Annotated in this window: 18 protein-coding genes and 4 pseudogenes; 13 read left to right on the forward strand and 9 right to left on the reverse strand. The window is 72.8% G+C overall.

What is annotated here, in order from left to right:
* Positions 1 to 1,686 (forward strand): catalase/peroxidase HPI (gene katG / locus ABTZ58_RS08050; protein ID WP_351351879.1); only part of this gene is annotated, 1,686 nt, incomplete at its 5' end.
* A gap of 174 nt (positions 1,687 to 1,860) precedes the next feature.
* Entirely contained in the window at positions 1,861 to 2,637 is a 777-nt protein-coding gene (locus ABTZ58_RS08055; protein ID WP_351351882.1) for a carbonic anhydrase, read from the forward strand.
* Positions 2,638 to 2,682: 45 nt separating this feature from the next.
* Here the strand turns inward: ABTZ58_RS08055 and ABTZ58_RS08060 are convergent, their stop codons facing one another.
* The gene (locus tag ABTZ58_RS08060; RefSeq protein WP_351351885.1) at positions 2,683 to 4,074 is read right to left on the reverse strand and encodes a Tat pathway signal sequence domain protein; all 1,392 of its coding nucleotides are present in this window, start codon (positions 4,072 to 4,074) and stop codon (positions 2,683 to 2,685) included.
* A 115-nt stretch (positions 4,075 to 4,189) separates the two neighbouring features.
* Positions 4,190 to 5,896: a VanW family protein gene (locus ABTZ58_RS08065; RefSeq protein WP_351351888.1), complete on the reverse strand. Its 1,707-nt coding sequence runs from the start codon at positions 5,894 to 5,896 to the stop codon at positions 4,190 to 4,192.
* Between the two features lie 219 nt (positions 5,897 to 6,115).
* On the opposite strand from ABTZ58_RS08065, the gene ABTZ58_RS08070 reads away from it, so the two are divergent.
* From ABTZ58_RS08070 to ABTZ58_RS08080, 3 genes are all read left to right on the forward strand, one after another.
* On the forward strand, positions 6,116 to 7,378 hold the full coding sequence (locus ABTZ58_RS08070) for a glycosyltransferase family 4 protein (protein ID WP_351351891.1): 1,263 nt from the start codon (positions 6,116 to 6,118) through the stop codon (positions 7,376 to 7,378).
* Positions 7,375 to 8,205 (forward strand): transferase, encoded by an 831-nt coding sequence (locus tag ABTZ58_RS08075; RefSeq protein ID WP_351351894.1) that lies wholly within the window; start codon positions 7,375 to 7,377, stop codon positions 8,203 to 8,205. The genes ABTZ58_RS08070 and ABTZ58_RS08075 overlap by 4 nt, the downstream gene beginning before the upstream one ends.
* Positions 8,206 to 8,382: 177 nt before the next feature.
* Positions 8,383 to 9,039, forward strand: a complete 657-nt coding sequence (locus ABTZ58_RS08080; protein WP_351351897.1) for a YceI family protein — start codon at positions 8,383 to 8,385, stop codon at positions 9,037 to 9,039.
* A gap of 12 nt (positions 9,040 to 9,051) precedes the next feature.
* Here the strand turns inward: ABTZ58_RS08080 and ABTZ58_RS08085 are convergent, their stop codons facing one another.
* The 3 genes from ABTZ58_RS08085 to ABTZ58_RS08095 all read right to left on the reverse strand — a co-directional run bounded on the left by ABTZ58_RS08085 (position 9,052) and on the right by ABTZ58_RS08095 (position 11,183).
* A complete protein-coding gene (locus ABTZ58_RS08085) occupies positions 9,052 to 9,549 on the reverse strand; it encodes a molybdenum cofactor biosysynthesis protein (RefSeq protein WP_351351900.1) in 498 nt (165 codons plus the stop codon).
* On the reverse strand, positions 9,546 to 10,118 hold the full coding sequence (locus tag ABTZ58_RS08090; RefSeq protein ID WP_351351903.1) for a hypothetical protein: 573 nt from the start codon (positions 10,116 to 10,118) through the stop codon (positions 9,546 to 9,548). Before ABTZ58_RS08090 ends, ABTZ58_RS08085 begins: the two co-directional genes overlap by 4 nt.
* A gap of 66 nt (positions 10,119 to 10,184) precedes the next feature.
* Entirely contained in the window at positions 10,185 to 11,183 is a 999-nt protein-coding gene (locus ABTZ58_RS08095; RefSeq protein ID WP_351351906.1) for an inorganic phosphate transporter, read from the reverse strand.
* 189 nt (positions 11,184 to 11,372) lie between these two features.
* Here ABTZ58_RS08095 and ABTZ58_RS08100 point away from each other — a divergent pair.
* The 4 genes and pseudogenes from ABTZ58_RS08100 to tpg form a co-directional block, all read left to right on the forward strand.
* Positions 11,373 to 11,711 (forward strand): annotated as a pseudogene (locus tag ABTZ58_RS08100) (DUF998 domain-containing protein); the annotation flags it as partial.
* Positions 11,695 to 12,243: pseudogene (locus ABTZ58_RS40130) on the forward strand (DUF8841 domain-containing protein); the annotation flags it as partial. The pseudogenes ABTZ58_RS08100 and ABTZ58_RS40130, both read left to right, overlap by 17 nt.
* 54 nt (positions 12,244 to 12,297) lie before the next feature.
* A pseudogene (locus ABTZ58_RS08105) lies at positions 12,298 to 13,095 on the forward strand (telomere-associated protein Tap); the annotation flags it as partial.
* A gap of 13 nt (positions 13,096 to 13,108) precedes the next feature.
* Complete coding sequence (tpg, locus tag ABTZ58_RS08110; protein ID WP_351351909.1) at positions 13,109 to 13,663, forward strand: telomere-protecting terminal protein Tpg; 555 nt, start codon at positions 13,109 to 13,111, stop codon at positions 13,661 to 13,663.
* Here the strand turns inward: tpg and ABTZ58_RS08115 are convergent.
* Together ABTZ58_RS08115 and ABTZ58_RS08120 are read right to left on the reverse strand one after the other, a co-directional pair.
* Entirely contained in the window at positions 13,629 to 14,315 is a 687-nt protein-coding gene (locus ABTZ58_RS08115; protein ID WP_351351912.1) for a pyridoxamine 5'-phosphate oxidase family protein, read from the reverse strand. The two genes, tpg and ABTZ58_RS08115, sit on opposite strands and share 35 nt — an antisense overlap.
* Positions 14,316 to 14,464: 149 nt before the next feature.
* Positions 14,465 to 14,776, reverse strand: a pseudogene (locus ABTZ58_RS08120) (AI-2E family transporter); the annotation flags it as partial.
* A gap of 173 nt (positions 14,777 to 14,949) precedes the next feature.
* Between ABTZ58_RS08120 and ABTZ58_RS08125 the strand changes: the two are divergent.
* From ABTZ58_RS08125 to ABTZ58_RS08135, 3 genes are all read left to right on the forward strand, one after another.
* Positions 14,950 to 17,013, forward strand: coding sequence for a galactose-binding domain-containing protein (locus ABTZ58_RS08125; protein ID WP_351351915.1), 2,064 nt, complete (start codon positions 14,950 to 14,952; stop codon positions 17,011 to 17,013).
* A gap of 109 nt (positions 17,014 to 17,122) precedes the next feature.
* The gene (locus tag ABTZ58_RS08130; protein WP_351351918.1) at positions 17,123 to 17,878 is read left to right on the forward strand and encodes an SDR family oxidoreductase; all 756 of its coding nucleotides are present in this window, start codon (positions 17,123 to 17,125) and stop codon (positions 17,876 to 17,878) included.
* Between the two features lie 226 nt (positions 17,879 to 18,104).
* A complete protein-coding gene (locus ABTZ58_RS08135) occupies positions 18,105 to 18,731 on the forward strand; it encodes a TetR/AcrR family transcriptional regulator (RefSeq protein ID WP_351351921.1) in 627 nt (208 codons plus the stop codon).
* An 80-nt stretch (positions 18,732 to 18,811) separates the two neighbouring features.
* On the opposite strand, the gene ABTZ58_RS08140 is transcribed toward ABTZ58_RS08135, so the two are convergent.
* On the reverse strand, positions 18,812 to 19,528 hold the full coding sequence (locus ABTZ58_RS08140; RefSeq protein ID WP_351351924.1) for an alpha/beta fold hydrolase: 717 nt from the start codon (positions 19,526 to 19,528) through the stop codon (positions 18,812 to 18,814).
* A 38-nt stretch (positions 19,529 to 19,566) separates the two neighbouring features.
* Positions 19,567 to 20,538 carry an alpha/beta hydrolase gene (locus ABTZ58_RS08145; RefSeq protein WP_351351927.1) on the reverse strand — a complete coding sequence of 324 codons (972 nt, stop codon included), beginning with the start codon at positions 20,536 to 20,538 and terminating at the stop codon, positions 19,567 to 19,569.
* A 460-nt stretch (positions 20,539 to 20,998) separates the two neighbouring features.
* On the opposite strand from ABTZ58_RS08145, the gene bdeA reads away from it, so the two are divergent.
* Complete coding sequence (gene bdeA / locus ABTZ58_RS08150; RefSeq protein ID WP_502996028.1) at positions 20,999 to 21,940, forward strand: bis(hydroxyethyl) terephthalate hydrolase; 942 nt, start codon at positions 20,999 to 21,001, stop codon at positions 21,938 to 21,940.
* Positions 21,941 to 22,164: the final 224 nt, after the last annotated feature.

Below are 22,164 nucleotides of genomic sequence, written 5' to 3' on the forward strand. Positions count from 1 at the left end.
GAGACCTTCGGCTTCGCCGGCGGCCGCAAGGACGTCTGGGAGCCCGAGGAGGACGTCTACTGGGGCCCCGAGACGACCTGGCTCGACGACAAGCGCTACTCGGGCGACCGCGAGCTGGAGAACCCGCTCGGCGCGGTCCAGATGGGCCTCATCTACGTCAACCCCGAGGGCCCGAACGGCAACCCGGACCCGCTGGCCGCGGCCCGCGACATCCGTGAGACGTTCCGCCGCATGGCGATGAACGACGAGGAGACCGTCGCCCTCATCGCCGGCGGCCACACCTTCGGCAAGACGCACGGCGCCGGCCCGGCCGACCACGTCGGCGCCGACCCCGAGGCCGCCTCCATGGAGGAGCAGGGCCTGGGCTGGCGGAGCACCTACGGCACGGGCAAGGGCGGCGACGCCATCACCTCCGGCCTCGAGGTCACCTGGACCAGCACGCCCACCCAGTGGAGCAACGGCTTCTTCAAGAACCTCTTCGAGTTCGAGTACGAGCTGGAGCAGAGCCCGGCCGGCGCCCACCAGTGGGTCGCCAAGGACGCCCCGGAGATCGTGCCGGACGCGCACGACCCGTCGAAGAAGCACCGCCCGAAGATGCTCACCACCGACCTGGCGCTGCGCTTCGACCCGATCTACGAGCCGATCTCGCGCCGGTTCTACGAGAACCCCGACCAGTTCGCGGACGCCTTCGCCCGTGCCTGGTTCAAGCTGACCCACCGTGACATGGGCCCGAAGTCGCTGTACCTCGGCCCGGAGGTCCCGGAGGAGACCCTGATCTGGCAGGACCCGCTGCCGGAGGCCGAGGGCGAGCCCATCGACGCCGAGGACATCAAGGTTCTCAAGACCAAGCTCCTGGAGTCGGGTCTGAGCGTCTCTCAGCTGGTGTCCACCGCGTGGGCGTCGGCCTCCACCTTCCGCGGCAGCGACAAGCGCGGCGGTGCCAACGGCGCCCGCATCCGCCTGGAGCCGCAGCGCGGCTGGGAGGTCAACGAGCCCGACGAGCTGGCCCAGGTCCTGCGCGTCCTGGAGGGCATCCAGCGGGAGTTCAACTCCGGCGCCGGTGCCAAGAGGGTCTCGCTGGCCGACCTGATCGTGCTCGGTGGCTCCGCCGCCGTCGAGAAGGCCGCCAAGGAAGCCGGCTACCAGGTCGAGGTCCCCTTCACCGCGGGCCGTGTGGACGCGACGGAGGAGCACACCGACGCCGAGTCCTTCGAGGCGCTGGAGCCGACCGCCGACGGGTTCCGCAACTACCTCGGCAAGGGCAACCGCCTGCCGGCCGAGTACCTGCTGCTCGACCGGGCGAACCTGCTCACGCTGAGCGCCCCCGAGATGACCGTCCTGGTCGGCGGCCTGCGGGTGCTGGGCGCCAACTACCAGCAGTCCCAGCTCGGCGTGTTCACCAAGACGCCCGGCTCGCTCACCAACGACTTCTTCGTCAACCTGCTCGACCTGGGCATCACGTGGAAGTCGACGTCCGAGGACCAGACCACCTTCGAGGGCCGCGACGCGGCCACCGGCGAGGTCAAGTGGGCCGGTTCCCGCGCCGACCTGGTCTTCGGCTCGAACTCCGAGCTGCGGGCCCTGGCCGAGGTCTACGCGAGCGACGACGCCAAGGAGAAGTTCGTCAAGGACTTCGTCGCGGCGTGGGTCAAGGTCATGAACCTGGACCGGTTCGACCTCGTCTGATCGCCGCCTGATCACCGCGCACGACAGGACGCCCCGGGCCGGCCGGCCCGGGGCGTCCCGCGTTGCCTGAGACATCGTCAAAAACCGTTCAAGGCAAGAACATCACTTACCCAACTCTCACCATGAAACGGCAAGGAACGCGCCCAAGCCCGGATTCGGGCATACGTTCTGGCCGTGAACACTGATTCCGCTGCCCACAGAGGCGCCGGCCGTGCACCGCACCCCTTCGCCGGGCCACGGCCGACCACCGGCGGCCCCGTCCGCCGCACCCTCCTGCGCACCGCGCTGACCGGTGCCGCCGCCCTCGGCACGGGCCTCGCCACCGCCCGCCCGGCCACCGCCGCCACCCGGGGCACGCCCCCGCGGCCCGGCACCCCGGGCGAGGCCTGGCGGGAACTGGCCGAGGGCAACCGCCGCTGGCGCACCTACCGGGAACGCCACCCGCACGAGACGCCCGCCGTACGGCAGACCCTGACCACGGCGCAGCACCCCTTCGCGGTCGTCCTCGGCTGCATCGACTCGCGCGTGCCCCCGGAGCTGGTCTTCGACCAGGGCCTGGGTGACCTGATGACCGTCCGCACCGCCGGCGAGGTCCTCGACGAGGCCGTCCTCGGCAGCGTGGCCTACGGCGTGCTGGAACTCGGCATACCCCTGGTCGTCGTGCTGGGGCACCAGTCGTGCGGCGCCGTGCGGGCCGCCGTCGAGGCCGAGGAGTCGGGAGGCCGGCTGCCCGCGCACATCCAGTACCTGGCCGACCGGATCACCCCCGCCATAGACCACGGCAAGGAGGGTGACGCGCGCATCGACGCGACCGTCGACGCCAACGTCCGGCTGGTCCGCTCCGAACTGGTGGCGGAGCCCGACCTCGCCGCCCGGATCAGCACCGGCCGGCTCGCGATCGTCGGCGCCCGCTACGAACTGACCGACCAGAGGGTGCACCGCCTCGCCTGACACCGTGCCCGGTCCGCCGCACGCGACGGCGACCGGGCCGCCGCGTCAGACCCGCAGCGGGTTGTACCGCGCCGCCGCCATCAGGTACCAGGCGGTCGCCCCGGTGTGCCGGTACGGGTAGTAACCGAAGCCGAATCCCGTGTCCAGCGGACTGCTCGCGGACACCACCCCCGCGCGCTCGGGCAGCGCCCGGCCGCCGACGGTCTGACCGCCTCCCAGCAGGTCCTGGGCGGCCTCGATCGAGCCGAGCAGCCGCCGGGCCCGGGCCTCGTCGCCGCGGGCGCCGCGGTCCCGCAGGGCGAGGGCGAGATGGGCCGTCCCCTCGAACCACACCCCGTTGCGGTCCGGCTTGGGCTGCCCCGCGGCGATCGGCGCGTCCTCGTCCGCCACCAGGCTGGCCGAGCTGAACGTGACCCCCTCGTACCTCTGACCCGCCGGCACCGTGCTGTTCGGGCGTCCCGAGTGGTCGACGACGGCCAGCTCGGCAGCGGCCCAGTCCAGGGAACGGGCGTAGCCGCGCGTGCGGGAGCCCAGGGCGAGGTGCGTCCAGGTCTGGGTGTCCTCCGGGACCGGCGACTTGTTCACCGTCACCCCGTCGTTCGTGCCGGTGTAGAAGAAGCCCCCGTCCGGCTCCCACATCCGCCGTACGAACGCCTCGGCCCGCGTGCGCCGTTCGTGCCACACCCGGTCACCGGTGAGCCGGGCCAGGCGGCCGAAGAGGCAGACCAGGTCCGTGTTGTGCTCGGTGGAGGTGAACGGCAGCCGCTGGTTCGCCCCGTCCACGCCGAACTTGTAGCCGCCGAGCGGTTCGTCGGTCCGGCCGGTCCGCTCGATCCACTCGCCGATCCGCACGGCACCCGTGAGGAAGCGGCGCGCCCGGGTGCGGCGGGCCAGGGCGCTCAGCGCGATGCCGGCCCAGGCCATGTCACCCACGGCCGTACCGGTGAAACCGAACTGCGTGCCGACGTTGACGGTCCCGTCCGGCCGCACGAAGCCGTCGGGCTGCGGGGAACCGTCGTAGAAGGTGTACGGCCCGACGTTGTAGGCCTGCCGGAGCCTGCCGTCGTCGTACGCCGGGTCGTGCAGCTGGGCGTGGAGCAGGGCGTCGCCCAGGGCGGTGGCCCTGGTCAGGCCGTCCGCGGTCCGGGTCGCGAGGTGGGCCAGGACGGCCAGGGCGTTGTCGTAGGTGAAGGCGGTGCTGAACAGGCCGGCCTGGTCGGTGTAGCTCTGGGTCAGGCGGAGCTCCCCGTGGTCCGGGTAGGCGTCCATGGCGGCGGCGAGGAAGGCCTGCGCGCGGGCCGGGGCCGAGCCCGGGCGGGTGCCGGCGGAACCGGCCGCGCGGGCCGGCCCGGAGCCGGCCGCGGCGATGGCGGCGGCCCCGAGTCCGGCACCGAGGAGCGAACGCCGGCTGAGCGCCGGGCCTTGTCTGCCAGTCATGGATCTCCCTTTGAGAGCGCTCTCAATCAGCGCGCTCATTGTGCTGGCGCCCCAGGGACGGGTCAACGGCTCGGACCGGAGGGAGAATTGTGAGGCCGGGTGACCGGCGGGCCGATCACTCGCAGACGATCTCGTCACGCGGCGTGTAGTGGGTGCGGTACGGCTCGCGCCGCACCTCCCGGCCGTCGTCGTAGAAGACCCGCTCCACCGTGACGTCGAACCCCTCCAGCGGCGTCTGGGGGACGCACTCCTTGTCGTCGCTCACCTTCTTCGCCGGCTTCTTCACCTCGGTGCGCGGGCCCTTGACCGACTTGATCTCGTCGTACTTCTTGGTGCCGAGGAAGGAGACGGTCACGGAGGTGTCCGTGGACTCCGCCCGGATGTAGATCGCCTTGCCGGAGTCGTTGGTGAAGCGCAGGTCCAGGCTCCCCCAGGCCACCGTCGCCTCGCGGCCCTCCGGGTAGCGCTCGATGTAGAAGGAGTGCGCGCCGTGCTCGACGGGCTCGACCCCGGCGAAGAACAGCGCGTTGTACACGGTCGTCGCCACGGCGGAGACCCCGCCGCCGGAGGCCTTCGTGAACTGGTCGTCGAGGATGATGACGCCCTCGACGAAGCCGTTCGCCTTCGTGCGTTCGCCGACGGTCCGGTTGAAGCTCCACGTCTCGTCCGGTCGCACCAGGGAGCCGTTGATGAGTTCCACCGCCCGGCCGATGTTCTTCGTGCGGTACTCGGCCGGTTCGAAGTGGACCGTGAAGGAGGACATCGTCTCGGTCAGCCCCAGCCGCGCGGCGTTCTCGCGGGTGATCCCGGGCCGGATCGTGCGTACGTCGACCGGGCCGGTGCGGGCCGTGCCCGTCCGGGTGAGCAGGGGCAGCACCGCCTTGCCGAGCGCCTTGTCGGTGATCTCCCGGCCGGGAACGGCGTCCTCGGCGACGGCGACTCCGGCGCCGTCGGGCCGCAGCGTGGCGTTCCGCGCGGTGGTGGTGATCTCGTTCAGCGGTCCGGCCACCGCGGGGTCGTCCCGCAGGGCCCCGGCGTCCAGCCGCGGTTCGAGCGTGCCGTCCTCGTCCGGCCTCAGGGACAGGTGCTCGCCCAGGACGTCGGGGCCGACCGTGATCCGCCGGCCGGCCGCGGTGAGGGTGACGGGGCCCGAGACGGCCGGTTCCGCGAAGGCGCGCACCGCGCGCCGCACCTCCTCGGCCGTCACCCTCGGCCGGGTCTCGCGCACCGGCAGGGCCGTCACCGCGGCGGCGTCGCCGCGCAGGAACGCGGCGCGCAGCGGATCGACCGCGGCCGGCACGTCCAGCGCGTAGCCGGTGCGCGGCGCGGCCTGCACGACGCGCCCGCCGTCGAAGCGGACGGCACCCTCCCGGACCTCGCGGTCCAGCCCCAGCTGCCCGAGGGCGGCCCGGGCCCGGCTCTCGTCGACGCGTACGACCGGCTCCAGGACACCGCCTGAGCGGAACAGCCCGCCGAACACGCTGAGCGGATCGACGCCGGTGCGGGTGGCGCGGTCGACGGTCGCCCCGATGTCGTAGGAGAGTCCGGCGCGCCCCGGGTCGACCGTGCCCGTGCGGTCGCCGACCTTCACCGGGAGCGCCCGCGTCCCGGACGCGTCCAGCCGCCCCTCCAGCTTCCGCACGGCCTCCGCGCGGCTCAGGCCCCCGATCTCCACCCCGCGCACGGTCGTCCCGGCGTCGATCTCCCCGCCCGTCAGCAGCAGACCGGCGAGGTACAGGCCGCCCACGCCCACGGCCAGCGCGCCGCCGGCCAGGGCGAGGGGCGGCGGGGACTTCCGGTGCGAGGTTATTCGGGGGCGCATGGCTCTCCTGGAGGTCGACGAGGACGGTGCACCCGTGACACGACGCTGCTGCGGGCAAACAGATCAAGCTACGCACACTCCGGCAGTCCGGCACTATGGCCCAGACCACTTATGCCCGAGATCATTACGGAATCGGCTGGTCCGGGTCGGCCCGCCACACAGGGCCACAGAGTGGTAACGGCGAACAACTGTCCGACGGCCGGCACCGTCTACGCCACCATGAAGATCTCTTTCCTGATTCACAACGCCTACGGAATCGGAGGCACGATCACCACCACGTTCAACCTGGCCGGAGCGCTCGCCGAACGGCACGACGTCGAGATCGTCTCCGTCTTACGCCACCGGGAACACCCCCATCTCACCCCCGACGCACGAGTGCGGCTGCGGGCGCTGGTGGACCTGCGCAAGGAGGCGGATCATCCCCTGCACCAGAGACCGGCGAAGATCTTCCCGGCCGCCGAATACCGCCACCACCAGTACAGCGAGCTGACCGACCAGCGCATCGGCGAGCACCTGGCGGCCCTCGACGCCGACGTCGTCATCGGCACCCGCCCCGGCCTCAACGTGCACATCGCCCGCCAGGCCCCGCAGCACGTCGTACGCGTCGGCCAGGAGCACCTCACCCTGGACAACCACTCGCCGCGGCTGCGCACCGTCCTGCGCCGCGCCTACCGCCGCCTGGACGTGATCACCACCGTCACGGAAGCGGACGCCACCGCCTACCGGCGCACGATGTGGCTGCCCGGCGTCCACGTCGAGGCGCTGCCGAACAGCGTCCCCGACCCGGTGCTGCCTCCCGCCGACGGCACCGCGAAGATCGTCGTCGCCGCCGGGCGCCTGGTCCGCGTGAAGCGCTACGACCTGCTGATCGAGGCCTTCGCCCAGGTCGCGGCCGCCTACCCCGACTGGCAGCTGCGCATCTACGGCAAGGGCGAGGAGCAGCCCGCGCTGCGCGCGCTCATCGAGCGGCTCGGCCTGTGGAACAACGTGTTCCTGATGGGCGCCGCCACACCCATGGAGGCCGAGTGGGTCAAGGCCTCGATCGGCGCGGCCGCGTCGGACTTCGAGCCGTTCGGCATGACGATCGTCGAGGCGATGCGCTGCGGCCTGCCCGTCGTCAGCACCGACTGCCCCTACGGCCCCGGCGAGATCATCCAGGACGGGACCGACGGCCGGCTGGTCCCGGTCGGGGACGGGGACGCCCTCGCCGCGGCCCTGCTGCACCTCGTCGGCGACGACGAACTGCGCCGCGGTATGGGCGCCGCCGCCCTGCGGAACGCGCACCGCTTCGCCCCGGGGCCGGTCGTCGCCCAGGCCGAGCGCATTCTCGACGAGGCGGTCGCGGCGCGCACGGGCCGGTGCCCCGCTCCCGGGACCTCCCGGACCGGCAGCCCGCTGACCGGGCGGGTCCACGCCGCCCGCGACACGGCCCACGCCGCTGCCGCCGGCGCTCTGCGCGCGATACGGAAGGGCCGACGATGAGCACCCGCCAGGACACCGCCCCCCGCACCGACTGCGCGGTCGACACGAACGGCCGGATCACCTTCCGGCTCCCGGCGCTCACGGCCGCCGCCCGCCCTCGCCTGCTGCTGCGCCTGCGCCCCGCGAAAGGCGGCCCCGAGCGGACCCTGCACCACCTCGACCTGGAACCCGGCGCGGCCGACGGCCGTCCGCATGCCGTGCTGGAACCGCACCCGGCACTGGCGGAGGGCCGCTGGGACCTGTACCTGCTGCCGGAACCGAAAGCGGCACGGCAGCGGCTGCGCCCCGGCCTGCGGGACCTGCGCGCGCTCGTCGACGGGCACCTGCGCGACCGCACCTCGCCGGTCGCCGTCCGGGTCCCGTACGTCACCAAGGACGGCTTCCTCGCCCTGCGGACGTGGCTGCGCGCCACCCACGCCGAGGCCCTCGCCCTCGACCTCGCGGACCGGGGGATCACGGTGGCCGCCCGGCTGCACGGCGCCGGCCTCCACGAGACCGCCATGGTGTGGCTGCGCCTGCGGGGCACCGGCACCGTCCACGAGGTGCGCCCCCGGATCGACGGCGACGGACGCGGCTTCTCCTTCACGGTCGGCGCCGGCGACCTGGCGGGGACCGCCGCGCACACCGGCCGCGTCTGGGACGCCTTCGTCCGGCCGGCCGCCGACGCGCCGCCGGTCAGGATCGGCCGTCTCCTCGACGACGTGGCGGACCGCAAGCACGTCCACGTCTTTCCGGCGCTCAGCGCAGAGCATTCCGTCCTGCGCCCCTACTACACCGTCGACAACGACCTGGCGATCGAGCAGACGCCGGCCGATTCCCCGACATGACCGAAATGAAAAAACCCGGTGTTTCGGATGGATATGGATATTCAGGTGGTGTGCCGCGAACCTCGTGTGTGGATTCTGTGTGAAGCGGCGGCGAAATGACCCGAAGGCTCGTCTCCGCCACCGGCAAAACGGAAGGGGACTTGCGGCCATAACCAAACTCAAGTACCTAGATGAATCATGAACCTGTTCAACCGTGTCGTGCCGTCCCGGCGGCAGGCGCCCGCCGTCCCCCCACAGCGCCGCGCCGGCGCTTCCCCCACCGGCGTCCTGCCCGATCCCGGCCTGGCGAATCTGACCGGTGAATGGGTCGTCGACCCCGCGCACAGCAGGATCGGCTTCTCGGTCCGGCACGCGATGGTGACCACCGTGCGCGGTTGTTTCCTGGAGTACGAGAGCCGGCTCTACTTCGACGCCCACGACCCGACCCGGTCGCGGGCCGACATCACCCTGTTCACCGCCAGTGTCGACACCGGTGTGGAACAGCGCGACGCCCACCTGGTGGGGCGTGACTTCCTCGACGTCGCGACCTATCCGCGGATGCACTTCACGAGCACCGGCGTGGAACAGGCGGGCCCTGATCTCTATCGCATGTCGGGTGAGCTCACCATCAAGGGAATTTCCCGGCCCGTCGTACTCGAGATGACCTACATCGGGCATGTCACCGACCCGTTCGGCTACGAGCGGGTCGGGTTCGACGGCACCACGACCATCAACCGCTCGGACTGGGGCCTGACGTACAACAGCAGGCTCGCCGAGGGCGGCGCGATGGTGAGCGAGAAGGTGCGCCTGCAGTTCGACATCGCCGCCATCCGCACGGCACCGGGGGCCGGCTGACCGCCCGGATCCTCAGGGCGCGGTGCCGGGCCCGGCCACGACCCGGAAGGCCGCCGGACCGACCGCGAGCAGGCCGTCGCTCAGGGGCGTGCACCGTACCCCGCCCCGGCCGCGCAGGGCGCGCTGTGCGCCGGGGCCGACGGTGACGTCCATCCAGGCGCAGGGCCGGGCCGGACGCTTCACCGCGAACAGCACCGGCCCGGTGCCGCAGTCGAGGGAGATCGTCGCGCCGAGGTAGGCGTCGATGTCGACGCCCCGGAGCAGGATGTTCCGGCGGGTGTGCCGGAGGTCGGCACCGGCCGGGAGGTTCTCCGCGGCCATCATGGTCACCGCCGCGTTCCGGTGCGCGGGCCGCGCGTAGTAGCGGTCGCCGACCAGTCCGAGTCCGTCGCGTACCTCCACCCGGCCGACCCGCTCGTCGTCCGGCCCGGGAGCTGGCCCGTCCGCGGGCCGGCCGGCCAGCCGGTGCGCGGGCGACACGAGCAGTTCCAGCACCTCCACCCCGGTCATGCGCCCACCCTAGGCCGCCGGGTCCGCTCAGGCCGATGGTTCGGCGATGACTCGTGAGCCATGGCCACCGCCTGCCGCAGCAGTTCGGACAGCCGCTGATCGGCGTCGGGCGCGGCGCCCAGCACCCGCACGGCGCGGTCGAGACACCGGCTCCCCGGGCCGCGCCACCACAGCAGATCGGCGAGACGGCCCGCGGGACCGGCCGTGGGGGAGAGGGTCAGGCGCTCCGCTCTGCGGCGGCACGCACGGCCGTGCCGTGACAGGGCCCGGGAGGAGGGGCGGACCCGCCGGGCCGCGTCCACCGCCATCGCGACCAGCAGCGGCGCGTACGCCCGCTCCCCGGGCCGGGCGTCGGCGAGCTCGGCGGCCAGCGGCCACAGGGCGAGCCGGGCGGGGTCGCCCACGCTGTCGTTGACCGCGCGGGCCAGAGCCGCCAGCACCGGATGCGTGCCGGCGGGACTGTCGGTGAACCGGTCACCGGCCAGCAGGGCGGCGGCCTCCATCAGACAGGCCCCGTCGTCCGGATGCAGATGGGCGAAGCGACCGGGCGGCGGGAGGCCACCGGGCACTTGGCCGCCCGACGGCGCGGACGAAGGAGGAACGGGGGAAGGGCTCATGACGGCCTCCGGCCGGCATCACACGCCGGTGACGGCGTGCAGGAAGAGATAGAGCGCGGCGGCGGGAATCCCGGCGCCGGGGAAGGTGAGCACCCAGGCGGTGCCGATGGAACGGGCCACCTGCCAGCGTACGGCCGAGGCCCGCCGGGTGGCACCGGCACCGAGGATGGCCGCGGTGATCGTCTGTGTCGTGGAGATCGGCGCCTTCACGAGGAACGCCGTGGTGTAGAGAACGGCCGCCGCGGCGGTCTCCGCGGCGAAACCGCGCGGCGGGTCGAGGTGCACGATCCGCCGCCCCAGGGTGGTGATGATGCGCCGCCCACCGCTGTAGGTACCGGCCGCCATGGCGAGCGCGACGGCGACGATCACCCACACCGGCACGGAGAAGTCGTCCTGCCAGCCCGCCGTGACCAGGGCCAGCACGATGACGCCCATGGTCTTCTGCGCGTCCTGCAGCCCGTGCCCCAGCCCCATCGCGGCGGCCGAGACGGTCTGCGCCATGCGGAAGCGCCGCGTGGTGCGCCGGGGTGCGGCACGGCGGAAGACCCACAGGATGGCGGTGTGGAGCAGGTACCCGAGTGCCACACCGACCAGCGGGGACAGCAGCATCGGGAGGACGACCTTGTCCAGGATGCCCGACCAGTGCACCGTCGCCGACGCGGCCAGCGCGGCGCCGACCAGCCCGCCGATGAGGGCGTGCGAGGACGACGTGGGAAGCCCCCGCCACCAGGTGAAGACGTTCCAGCCGATGGCGCCGAGCAGTGCGCACAGGACGAGCAGCAGGCCCGAGACGTCCTCGGGTGCCCCGATGATCCCCTTGCCCACGGTCTGGGCGACCTCCGTGCCCAGGAAGGCGCCGAGGAAGTTCATCACCGCCGCCATCGCCAGCGCCACCCGCGGCGTCAGGGCCCGGGTGGAGATCGAGGTGGCGATCGCGTTGGCGGCGTCGTGGAAGCCGTTGGTGAAGTCGAACGTCAGTCCCACGACGATGATCAGCACCACCAGCGTGAGCTCCATGACCGGTCACCTTTCGCCGCGAGGGGCCGGGGCGGCACCGCCGGGAGGGGGCCGGTGCGGCCGGCGGCATCCGCACGCTTCCATCCTGCGCCCCCCACCGGCGCGGCGGACCGCGCGACTACGCCACGCGAGGCGCGGCCGTCCCGCGAGAACACGGCGACGCCGCTTTACGGTGCCCTGGTGCCGCATGTGCGATCTGTGCCGAAATGGGCCCTTCTTGCGTCGGGATGCGCCCCGGTCGCCCTGACCCTGGGCTGGCTGGTGGGGGCATCGCTCCAGAGCTCCCCGTACGACCCGGCCGCCCAGACCATCAGCGTGCTGGCGGCACCCGGAGACTCGGGCTACTGGGTGATGACGGCCGCGTTCGTCGTCCTCGGCGCCTGCCACCTGCTCACCGCCTGGGGACTGCGCCCGGCCGCGGCCCCCGGACGCGTCGCGCTCGCGGCCGGGGGAGTGTCGGCGCTGGCGGTGGCCGCGGTCCCGGCACCGAGCAGCGGCGGCTCCCTCGGCCATGGCTCGGTGCAGATCAGGACCCGGCCCCTGCCCCGGTCCCCTCGACGGCGACCACGACACCCGAGCCGGAGCCTTCCCCTGCCGCCACGGCCCCGGCAGCGCACTCCGCAGACGAGCCGCACTCCACGTCGGCCGCCCCGTCCGCCCCCCGAGAGCCCGAGGCCGTAGCGCCCGCGGCCCCAGCGTCCGCCCCCCGAGAGCCCGAGGCCGTAGCGCCCGCGGCCCCAGCGTCCGCTCTCCGAGAACCCGACGCCGCAGCGCCCGCCGCCGCGGCACCCGCCCCCGCCGCGCCGACGCGGACGCGGACGCGCCCCGAACGGCGGACTCCCCGCGAACCGGCACCGACCGCCGGTTCGAGGACGGCCCCTTGCTGGTCCTCGACGCGGACGCCGAAGGCCGCGTCACCGGCCACGGCGTCGGCGGCTTGATCCTGGACGTACCCGCCAAGTCGCTCCCCGCCCTCGTCGAATGGACGCTGCGGGAAGCACACCTCGGGGCCCCCAGACTGCACGGCTGCGGCTGGGGCGCCGACCCGCTGCTCGTCCTCACCGAGGCGGCGGCCCGGCGGTACGGCCTCCCGCTGCGGCTGTCGGACGCCGAGCGGCTCGACCTCTCGCACGTCCTGCTCGGGGGCCGGTGGCAGCGTCTGCGCGGCGAGTTGCTGCCCAGCCCGTTCACCCCCACCGGTGAGCGCCCCACGGGCCCTGCCTGGTACGCCACGCCGACGGTGGCCTACGCGGTGGAGCTCGGCTACGCCGTGGCCCCGCTGGAGGCCTGGATCCGCGAGGAGAAGGGCAGGTATCTGGACGGCTGGTACAAGCGCCTGCGCGACGCCTACGTCACCACCATGGGTGACCTGGGCGTGGCCGAGAAGCTGCCGCCGCAGCGGTTCCTGGAGGCGATGGACGGCCACCGGCAGCGCGATCCGGAGATGGCGATGGTCCTGGACGCCGTCAAGTCCACCGTCAAGGGCGGCATCGGCAAGCTCAGGGAACGCGCGCGGGGCGGCGGCTGGAAGCCCGGCCAGGCCTGGCCGGCCCTGTCCCGTCCGACGTGGCGGCCCGACATCCGCGCGGCCGTCATCTCCCGGGCCCGCGTCAACATGCACCGCAAGATGCTCCACCTCGCCGCCGCGACCGGCCGCTACCCGGCGGCGGTCCTGTCGGACTGCGCGGTCTACGCCGCCGACGGCCCGTCGCCGCTGGACGTCCTGCCCTACGATGCCGACGGCAGGACGGTCCCCGGCTCCTTCCGCCTGGGGGTCTCACCCGGCATGGTCAAGCATGAGGGCACGCAGACCACACTGTGGGCCGAGGAGATGCGCGAGAAGCACGGCGAGGACCTGAACCTCGCCCGCTACATCAAGACCGGCGAGGTCACCGCCGGTGACGACGAGTAGGTGGGGCAGGCCGATGGACAGGGTCGGGGACAGCCTCGATGCCGCACTGCAGAAGGCGTTCACCCGCCCGATCCCGCGCAGCGCGGGTGCGAGGATGCGGTTCCTGGTAAGGCAGTTGAAGGGGACGGGCCCGGTCGCCCGGTTGCTCGGCGTCTCCCGCCGCACGGTGGAGCGGTATGTCAGGGACCAATTGCGGCACCCCCGCCCGGAGCTGGCCCGGCGCCTGGAGCGCGAGGTCACCCGGCGCTGGCAGCCGAGGGTGCGGGCCAAGGCCAGGAGGACCGCGACCACGGAGGCCGGCCTCGTCCTCGACACCCGCGCCAGGTTCGGCTACACGGCGGCCCCGGGCACGACCGACGACGCACGCCTGCGCCACCTGACGGTTGCCCTGCCCCCCGAGTACGCGGCCCGGCTGTTCGAGGCGAGGGAGGCGGGCCGCAGCGAGCGGCAGTTGCGGGACATCGCGGCGGAGGGACTGCAGGAGATCTACTTCCGGGACCGCGGCCGCCGGGCCCAGGGGCTGCTGGTGGAGTTCACGGACGTGGAACACCTGGAGTTCGACCTGTGAGCCGCTGAGCGGCCCGCTCCGCCGCCCGCTGGGCCGCCCCGAAGTAGTCGCCGCCCTTGCGCCGGACGTCGTCCGTGCCCCAGGCCTGCTCCTCGCCGGTGCTGCGCCGCCGCTGGGCCGGGACGAGCCGGGGTATGTGTTTCGAGCAGTGGACGTACGCCTCCTCGACCTCCACCCGGACCCAGACCTGGGGGCGGCGCCCGGGCACGGGGTCGACTGCGAGACGGCCGGGGTGGCTGCGGCGCATGGCCTCGTCGGGGACGAGTTCGGCCCGGCCGTTGACGTGCAGCCCGATCCGGTCCGTGGCGAAGTCGATCATCAACAGGCCCACGTGCGGGTTCTCCCGGATGTTGCCGAGGGAGGCCATGACGCCGTTCCCGCGGTACTCGGGGTAGGCCAGCGTGGTGTCGTCGAGGACGTGGAGAAAACCGGCCGGGCCGGCCCGGAAGGTGTTGTCGCACTCTCCGTTGGCGTCCGCGGTGGCGAGGAAGAACATCTCCTGGCGGGCCACGAACTGCTGCATCCGCGGGTTGAGCCGGTCCAGCACCTGCTGGTCGTAGAACCGGTCGGCGCGGTCGGTGGTGCCCAGCTCCCGCTGGATTTGGTGTTCTCCGCGGCTTCCGGGGCGGTCGGCCCGCTCATTGTCGTACAACGGTCCTCCTGGGGAGCTTGTCGCCCATGAGCCTAGAGCAGCCGGGTGAGAGCCATGTCGGCGGGCGGGGCACGGAAGCCGCACGCCACGCGGGAGGCTCCTCACCACCCCGCCGGGGGCGGGAAGCCGGCGGCGGGCGGACCGGTGTGTCAGGTGCTCGGCTCCCGCAGCGCCTGGCACACCGACCAGACCACGGCCACCAGCGGTACGGCCACCACGGCGCCGATGACGCCGGCCGCGACCGCCCCGCCGACGACCGCGAGGGCGACCACCACCGGGTGCAGCCGGACGGCCCGGCTCATCACGAGGGGATGCAGCACGTGCCCCTCGATCTGTCCGATGACCACGATCAGCGCCACGACCACCAGGGCGATCAGCGGTCCCTTCGAGGCCGGGGCCACCACGGCCGCCGCCGCCAGGGCGATCGGCGAGCCGATCAGCGGGATGAAGGCGGCCAGGAACCGCGTCACCTTGCGGACCGAAGTGATTACCTGTCAGTAGCTCGTGCGTTCCGGCGTATTGACTCGTGCAGCGGGAGGGGTGATCCTCGTCACACCTTGGGCGAGGTCATGACAAACAGGTGGCGCTGTGCTCCGACGCGGCCTCGCCTCCCGCTGACCGAGGGACATGGGCTGTGACCAGAGCCGAACGCCCGTACCGCACCCGCAAGAACCTGACCGTCGTGTCGCTCCTGCTGCTCGTGCTGGCCGTCGCACTGGGCCCGACGCCGAGCTCGGCGGCCGGGACCGACTGGTGGAATCCCACCGCGCGGCCCGCGCCGGACTCGCGGATCAACGTCACGGGGGAGCCGTTCACCGGTACCGACGCCCGCGGCGAGGTGCGCGGCTTCGTCGACGCGCACGACCACATCTTCGCAAACGAGGCCTTCGGCGGGCGCCTGATCTGCGGAAAGCCTTTCTCCGAGCAGGGCGTCGCGGACGCGCTCAAGGACTGTCCCGAGCACTACCCGGACGGCTCCCTCGCGATCTTCGACTTCATCACGCGCGGGGGAGACGGCAAGCACGACCCGGTCGGCTGGCCCGCCTTCAAGGACTGGCCGGCCCACGACTCCCTGACCCACCAGCAGAACTACTACGCCTGGGTGGAGCGGGCCTGGCGCGGCGGGCAACGCGTGCTGGTCAACGACCTCGTCACCAACGGCGTGATCTGTTCCGTGTACTTCTTCAAGGACCGCGGCTGCGACGAGATGACGTCCATCCGGCTCCAGGCCAGGCTGACGTACGACATGCAGGCCTACATCGACAAGATCTACGGCGGACCCGGGAAGGGCTTCTTCCGGATCGTCACCGACAGCGCCCGGGCCCGTGAGGTCATCGAGCAGGGCAAGCTGGCGGTGGTCCTGGGCGTCGAGACCTCCGAGCCGTTCGGCTGCAAGCAGATCCTCGACGTCGCGCAGTGCAGCAGGGCCGACATCGACAAGGGGCTGGACGAGCTGTACGCGCTGGGCGTGCGGAGCATGTTCCTGTGCCACAAGTTCGACAACGCGCTGTGCGGTGTGCGCTTCGACTCCGGCAGTCTCGGAACGGCCGTCAACGTCGGCCAGTTCCTGTCGACCGGCACCTTCTGGAAGACGGAGAAGTGCACCGGGCCCCAGGCCGACAACCCCATCGGCAACGCGGCGGCGGCCGGGGCCGAGGCGAAGCTCCCGGCGGGCGTGGAGGTCCCCGGCTACGGCGCGGACGCCCGGTGCAACGTCCGCGGCCTGACCGAACTCGGCGAGTACGCCGTACGCGGCATGATGCGGCGCGGGATGATGCTGGAGATCGACCACATGAGCGTCAAGGCCACCGGCCGGGTGCTCGACCTCTTCGAGGGCGCCTCCTATCCCGGCGTCCTCTCCTCGCACAGCTGGATGGACGCGGAGTGGACCGAACGCGTCTACGGGCTGGGCGGTTTCATCGCCCAGTACATGCACGGCTCCGAGGGCTTCGTCGCCGAGGCCAGGCGTACCGAGGCCCTGCGCGACAAGTACGGGGTGGGCTACGGCTACGGCACCGACATGAACGGCGTCGGCGGCTGGCCCGCGCCGCGCGGAGCGGACGCTCCCGACAAGGTCGTCTACCCCTTCCCGAGCGCCGACGGCGGCTCCGTCGTCGACCGGCAGACCACGGGCGAGCGCACCTGGGACCTGAACACCGACGGGGCCGCCCACTACGGCCTGGTCCCGGACTGGATCGAGGACATCCGCCGGGTCGGCGGCCAGGACGTGGTGGACGACCTGATGCGCGGCGCGGAGTCCTACCTCGACACGTGGGGCGCCTCCGAGAGCCATGAGCCCGCGGCCGATCTCGCCGCCGGCGCCGCCGCGTCGGCCAGTTCCTCCGAAGGGAGCCCGTTCACGAGCTACCAGCCGCACCGGGCCGTCGACGGCGACCGCCGCACCCGCTGGGCGAGCGACTGGAGCGACGACCAGTGGTACCGGCTCGACCTCGGTTCGCCGCAGACCGTCGGGCGGGTCACCCTCGACTGGGAGCGCGCGTACGCGAAGGCGTACCGCGTCGAGCTGTCCACCGACGGCACCACCTGGCGCGCCGCCTGGTCCACGACGGCGGGCGACGGCGGGCTGGACACCGCGCGGTTCACCGCCGCACCGGCCAGATACGTCCGCGTCCAGGGGCTCGCCCGCGGCACCGGCTGGGGCTACTCGCTCCACGAGGTCGGCGTGCACGGCCGCTGACGACCACGCCTCGCCGGGGGCCCTGAAAAATCACTCCGCAAGAAGTGGACGCCACGTCCATATATTGCTTATATGGACGCAGCGTCCACTTATCGCGGAGGAGAAAGCCATGACCAGCACGCCCAGCGCCTCCGGCACCTCGCCCCGAGTCGCGCTCGTCACCGGCGGCTCCGGCGGCATCGGCAGGGCCGTCGTCGAGCGGCTCGCCGCCGACGGCTTCGCCGTCGCCGTGCACTACGCCGGAAACAAGGCCAGGGCCGAGGCCCTCGTCGAGGAGATCACCGCCTCCGGCGGCCGGGCCGTCGCCGTCCGTGGCGACGTGGCCGACGAGCACGAGATGCAAGCCGCGTTCGACACCGCCGAGACGGCCTTCGGCGGGATCGACGTGGTGATCAACACCGCCGGGATCATGGTGCTCGCGCCCATCGCCGAGCTGGACCTGGACGACCTGGACCGGATGCACCGCACCAACATCCGCGGCACCTTCGTCGTCGCCCAGCAGGCCGCCCGCCGGGTGCGCAGCGGTGGCGCGATCATCAACGTGTCCACGTCGGTCACCCGCACGCAGCTGCCCGCCTACGGGGCGTACGTCGCCAGCAAGGCCGCCGCGCAGAGCATCACGCTGATCCTCGCCCGCGAGCTGCGCGGCAAGGACATCACCGTCAACACCGTCGCACCCGGCCCGGTCGCCACCCCGCTCTTCCTCGAGGGCAAGGACGAGGCCGCCGTCGCCGCCTTCGCCAAGGCCACGCCGCTGGAGCGGCTGGGCGAACCGCGCGACATCGCCGAGTCGGTCGCCTTCCTCGCCGGACCCGCCCGCTGGGTGAACGGCCAGGTCCTCTACGTCAACGGCGGCCTGGTCTGACCCGGGCACCGCTCGGCAGGCCCATCTCGGCGCTTGCGCCAGCACGAGGACCCGCTTCGGCTTCGGCGAGCTTCTCCACGTCGAGGAGCCGGAGCCCCTGCCCGGCGACGTGAACCGGAGCCCGGACCGCGCGATCACCGCGCGGCTTCCTAGACTGATCGCCCCGGAACGAGCGATCGATCCCGGAACGGGCGACCGGTCCGGGAACGAGCGAGGGAGAGACGACGTGACGAAGCAGGCCGCGGGCGCCGCCGAGCGCCCGGCCCGCGGGCGCGGGCGCCGCCCGGCCGACGAGGTCCGCGCGGACGTCTTCCGCGTGGTCGGCGAGGTGCTCTTCGAGGAGGGAATCGCCGATCTGACCTTCGAGCGGGTGGCCCGCCTGTCCGGGGTCAGCAAGACGACCCTGTACAAGTGGTGGCCCTCCAAGGGAGCCCTCGCCCTGGACGGCTACTTCCACGCCGTCGAGGAGACCCTCGCCTTCGAGGACACCGGTGACATCCGCGCCGACCTCACACGTCAACTCCGGTCGTTCGCGCACCTGATGACCCACACCCCGGCCGGCCGGGTGCTGACCGAGCTCATCGGCCAGTCCCAGACCGACGAGGACCTGGCCACCGCCTTCCGCTCCCTGTACTCCTCCGGGCGGCGACGGCTCGCGGGGGAGCGGCTGCTGCGCGCGCGGGAGCAGGGACAGATCCGCGACGACGTCGACGTCCAGGTCCTCGTCGACCAGCTCTGGGGCGCCGTCTACCACCGGCTGCTGATTCCGGACGAGCCCGTCACGGACGACTTCGTCGTCGCCCTGGTCTCCAACCTGATCGACGGCATCGCTCCCCGGCCCGCGAGCGCCTGAGCCGCACCTTCCTCGTTCACCGGCGCGTACGGCACCGACTGCGGCTGACTCGGTCCTCGCGCCGCCACGGCACGGCCGGCTCAGGTGGTGGCGCGCACCGCGTCGCGGATCAGTTCGGCCACGTCCTTCGGCCGGGAGACAGCGACGGCGTGCGAGGCACCGTCGATCTCGACGACCGTCGCACCGGCCCGCTTGGCGCCGAAGCGCTCCACCTCCGGGTTGATCGCCTCGTCCGCCCCGGCCACGAGCGCCCAGGACGGCTTGTCCTGCCACGCCGCGGCCGACGCCGTCTCCGTGAACGTCGAGGCGGCCAGCGGGCGCTGGGCCACCGCCAGGACCTTGGTGACGGACGGCGGCACATCGGCGGCGAAGATCGCCGGGAACGCCTCGGCCTCGATCGTGACCTCGACCGCGTCCTCTCCGCCCTCGACGGGATACGTCTTCTCCTTCAGGCTGCCGGCCAGGGGCGAGAGCGGGAAACGGCCCTGCAGCTCACCCAGGCTCTCGCCCTGCTCCGGTATGTAGGCGGCGACGTAGACCAGGCCCACGACGTTCTCCGTCGTGCCGGCGACGGAGATGACGGCACCCCCGTAGGAGTGGCCGACCAGGACGACCGGGCCGTCGATCTGGGCGGCCTGCGAGGCGATGTAGGCGGCGTCGGACGCCAGGCCGCGCAGCGGGTTGGGCGGTGCCACCACGGGGATGCCGTGGTTCTGCAGCTCGGCGATGACGCCGGACCAGCTGCCGGCGTCCGCGAAGGCGCCGTGGACGAGCAGGGCGGTCGGGGTGGTGACCATGTCGGTGCTCCTTGGAACGGTCGGGTCAGGGGACCGGGTCAGCGGGTGTGCAGCGCCGCGTGGAGCACGGCGGAGGCCTGGCGGATGGCCGCGTCGGCGGCGTGGGTGCCGCGCAGGGCGTTCAGCATCACGAAGTCGTGGATGACGCCCTGATAGCGCACGGCCGTCACGGGCACGCCCGCCTCGCGGAGCCTGGCGGCGTAGGCCTCGCCCTCGTCGCGCAGCACGTCGGCCTCGGCGGTGATGACCAGGGCCGGGGGCAGGCCGGTGAGCTGCTCGGTGGTGGCGCGCAGCGGCGACACGGTGATCCGCGCCCGCTCGGCCTCGTCGGTCGTGTACTGGTCCCAGAACCACTGCATGCCGTCGCGGCGCAGGAAGTAGCCGGTCGCGAACTGGTGGTAGGAGCCGGTGTCGAAGCTCGCGTCGGTCACCGGGTAGAAGAGCACCTGCTGGACCGGCGCGACATCACCGCGCTCCTTGGCCATCAGGGTCAGGGCCGCGGCCATGTTGCCGCCGACGGAGTCGCCGCCCACGGCCAGCCGCGCACCGTCCAGGTCCTTGGACGCGCCCTGGGCCACGACCCACTGGGCGACGGCGTAGTTCTGCTCGACGGCGACCGGGTAACGGGCCTCGGGGGAGAGGTCGTACTCGGGGAAGACCACGGCCGCGTTCGCGCCGACGGCGAGTTCGCGGACCAGCCGGTCGTGGGTGTGGGCGTTGCCGAACACCCAGCCGGCACCGTGGATGTAGAGGACGACGGGCAGGGTGCCCTCGGCGCCGGCCGGCCTGACGATCCGGGCGCGGACACTGCCGGTCGGACCGCCGGAGACGGTGATCCACTCCTCGTCGACGGCGGGCTTGGCGATGTCGCCCGACTGCACCTCGTCGACGGCCTTGCGGCCCTCGGCCGGGGCCAGGTCGAACAGGTAGGGCGGGTTGGCGGTCGCCTTGGCGAACTCCGCCGCGGCCGGCTCCAGAACCGGCTCGACCGGCTCAAAGGTGTGGGACATACGAGCTCCTGAGACTCTCCGCTCGCCGGTGTCTCCGGCGAGGCGGCCCGTACCGGCATCGAAGATCCGCCGGGCCACCTGCGGCCACGCTAGGCCCGGAAGGCCGAGGGGCCTTGCCCACCCGTGCACGGTCTCTGCTCTCACCGTGCACGGCCCTTGCCTCCGGGGGGCAACGGCCTCCGTCCCTGGTGCGCGGCCCTTGCCTCCGCGTGCGTGGCCCCCGGTTCACGGCCCGGCCGTCGAGGCGCCGGGCGTCCGCGCGAGGGTCTCGCGGCAGGGCCTTCCGCGTGCCGGTCGCACAAGACCGGTGACATTGCCGGTCCGCGAGCGGTGCCCGGTCCCCGAGAGTGGCACAGCCAGCCCAACGGCGGTGCCCGGTCCGCGGGCACGCGACAGACGCCCCAGGTCACGCGTGCCCGCGGCACGGGCCGAGCCGCACCGACAGAGAGGACGACTCGTCGTGCACCTCCACCCCCACACCGGTCCCCGTACCGGATCCCGTGGCTCCCTCGGGCGCCGTGCCGGACGCCGGACCGGTCGACTGGCCGCGGCCGCGGCGACGCTCGCGTTCGTCGTCGGCCTGGGCCCCCTGACCACGCCGGGTGCCCACGCCGCCGACAACCCCTACGAGCGTGGCCCGGCCCCCACCACGTCCAGCATCGAGGCGAGCCGCGGCCCCTACGCCGTGTCGCAGACGTCCGTCTCCTCGCTGTCCGTCACCGGATTCGGCGGCGGCACCATCTACTACCCGACCAGCACCAGTGACGGCACCTTCGGCGCGGTGGCCATCTCGCCCGGCTACACCGCCTACGAGTCGTCCATCGCCTGGCTCGGACCGCGCCTGGCCTCGCAGGGCTTCGTGGTCTTCACGATCGACACGCTCAGCACGCTCGACCAGCCCGACTCGCGCGGCCGGCAACTGCTGGCCGCCCTGGACTACCTCACCCAGCGCAGCTCGGTGCGCGGGCGCGTCGACGCCTCCCGCCTCGGCGTCATGGGCCACTCGATGGGCGGCGGCGGCAGTCTGGAGGCGGCCAAGTCGCGTCCGGCCCTGCAGGCGGCGATCCCGCTGACGCCGTGGAACCTCGACAAGAGCTGGCCCGAGCTGACCACGCCGACGCTGATCTTCGGAGCCGACGGCGACACCATCGCCCCGGTCTCCTCCCACGCCGAGCCCTTCTACTCCAGCCTGTCCTCCTCGCTGGACCGGGCCTACCTGGAGCTGAACTCGGCGACGCACTTCACGCCGAACTCGTCGAACACGACGATCGCGAAGTACAGCATTTCCTGGCTCAAGCGGTTCATCGACAACGACACCCGCTACGAGCAGTTCCTGTGCCCGCTGCCCCGGCCGAGCCTGACCATCGAGGAGTACCGGGGCAACTGCCCGCACGGTTCCTGACCGTCCCTCGCCCGGGCGGCGGAGCCGCGGCGGCGACGGGAACCGGCGGCGGACGCGGTCGACGCGTCCGCCGCCGGTGCCGTGCCGTGTCGTGCCGTTCCACTGCCGGGCGGTGCCGGGGCACGGCCGGGGCGGCCGGTGGTTGGGCCGGGGCACAGTCCGTGCACCGGGCGTCATCCGGCGGTCACCCGGCCGTCCGCGGCAAACCCCCAGGTGCCGGAGGG

The organism is Streptomyces sp. NPDC094143, from assembly GCF_040303825.1.
In the GTDB taxonomy this organism is placed as follows: Bacteria; Actinomycetota; Actinomycetes; order Streptomycetales; family Streptomycetaceae; genus Streptomyces.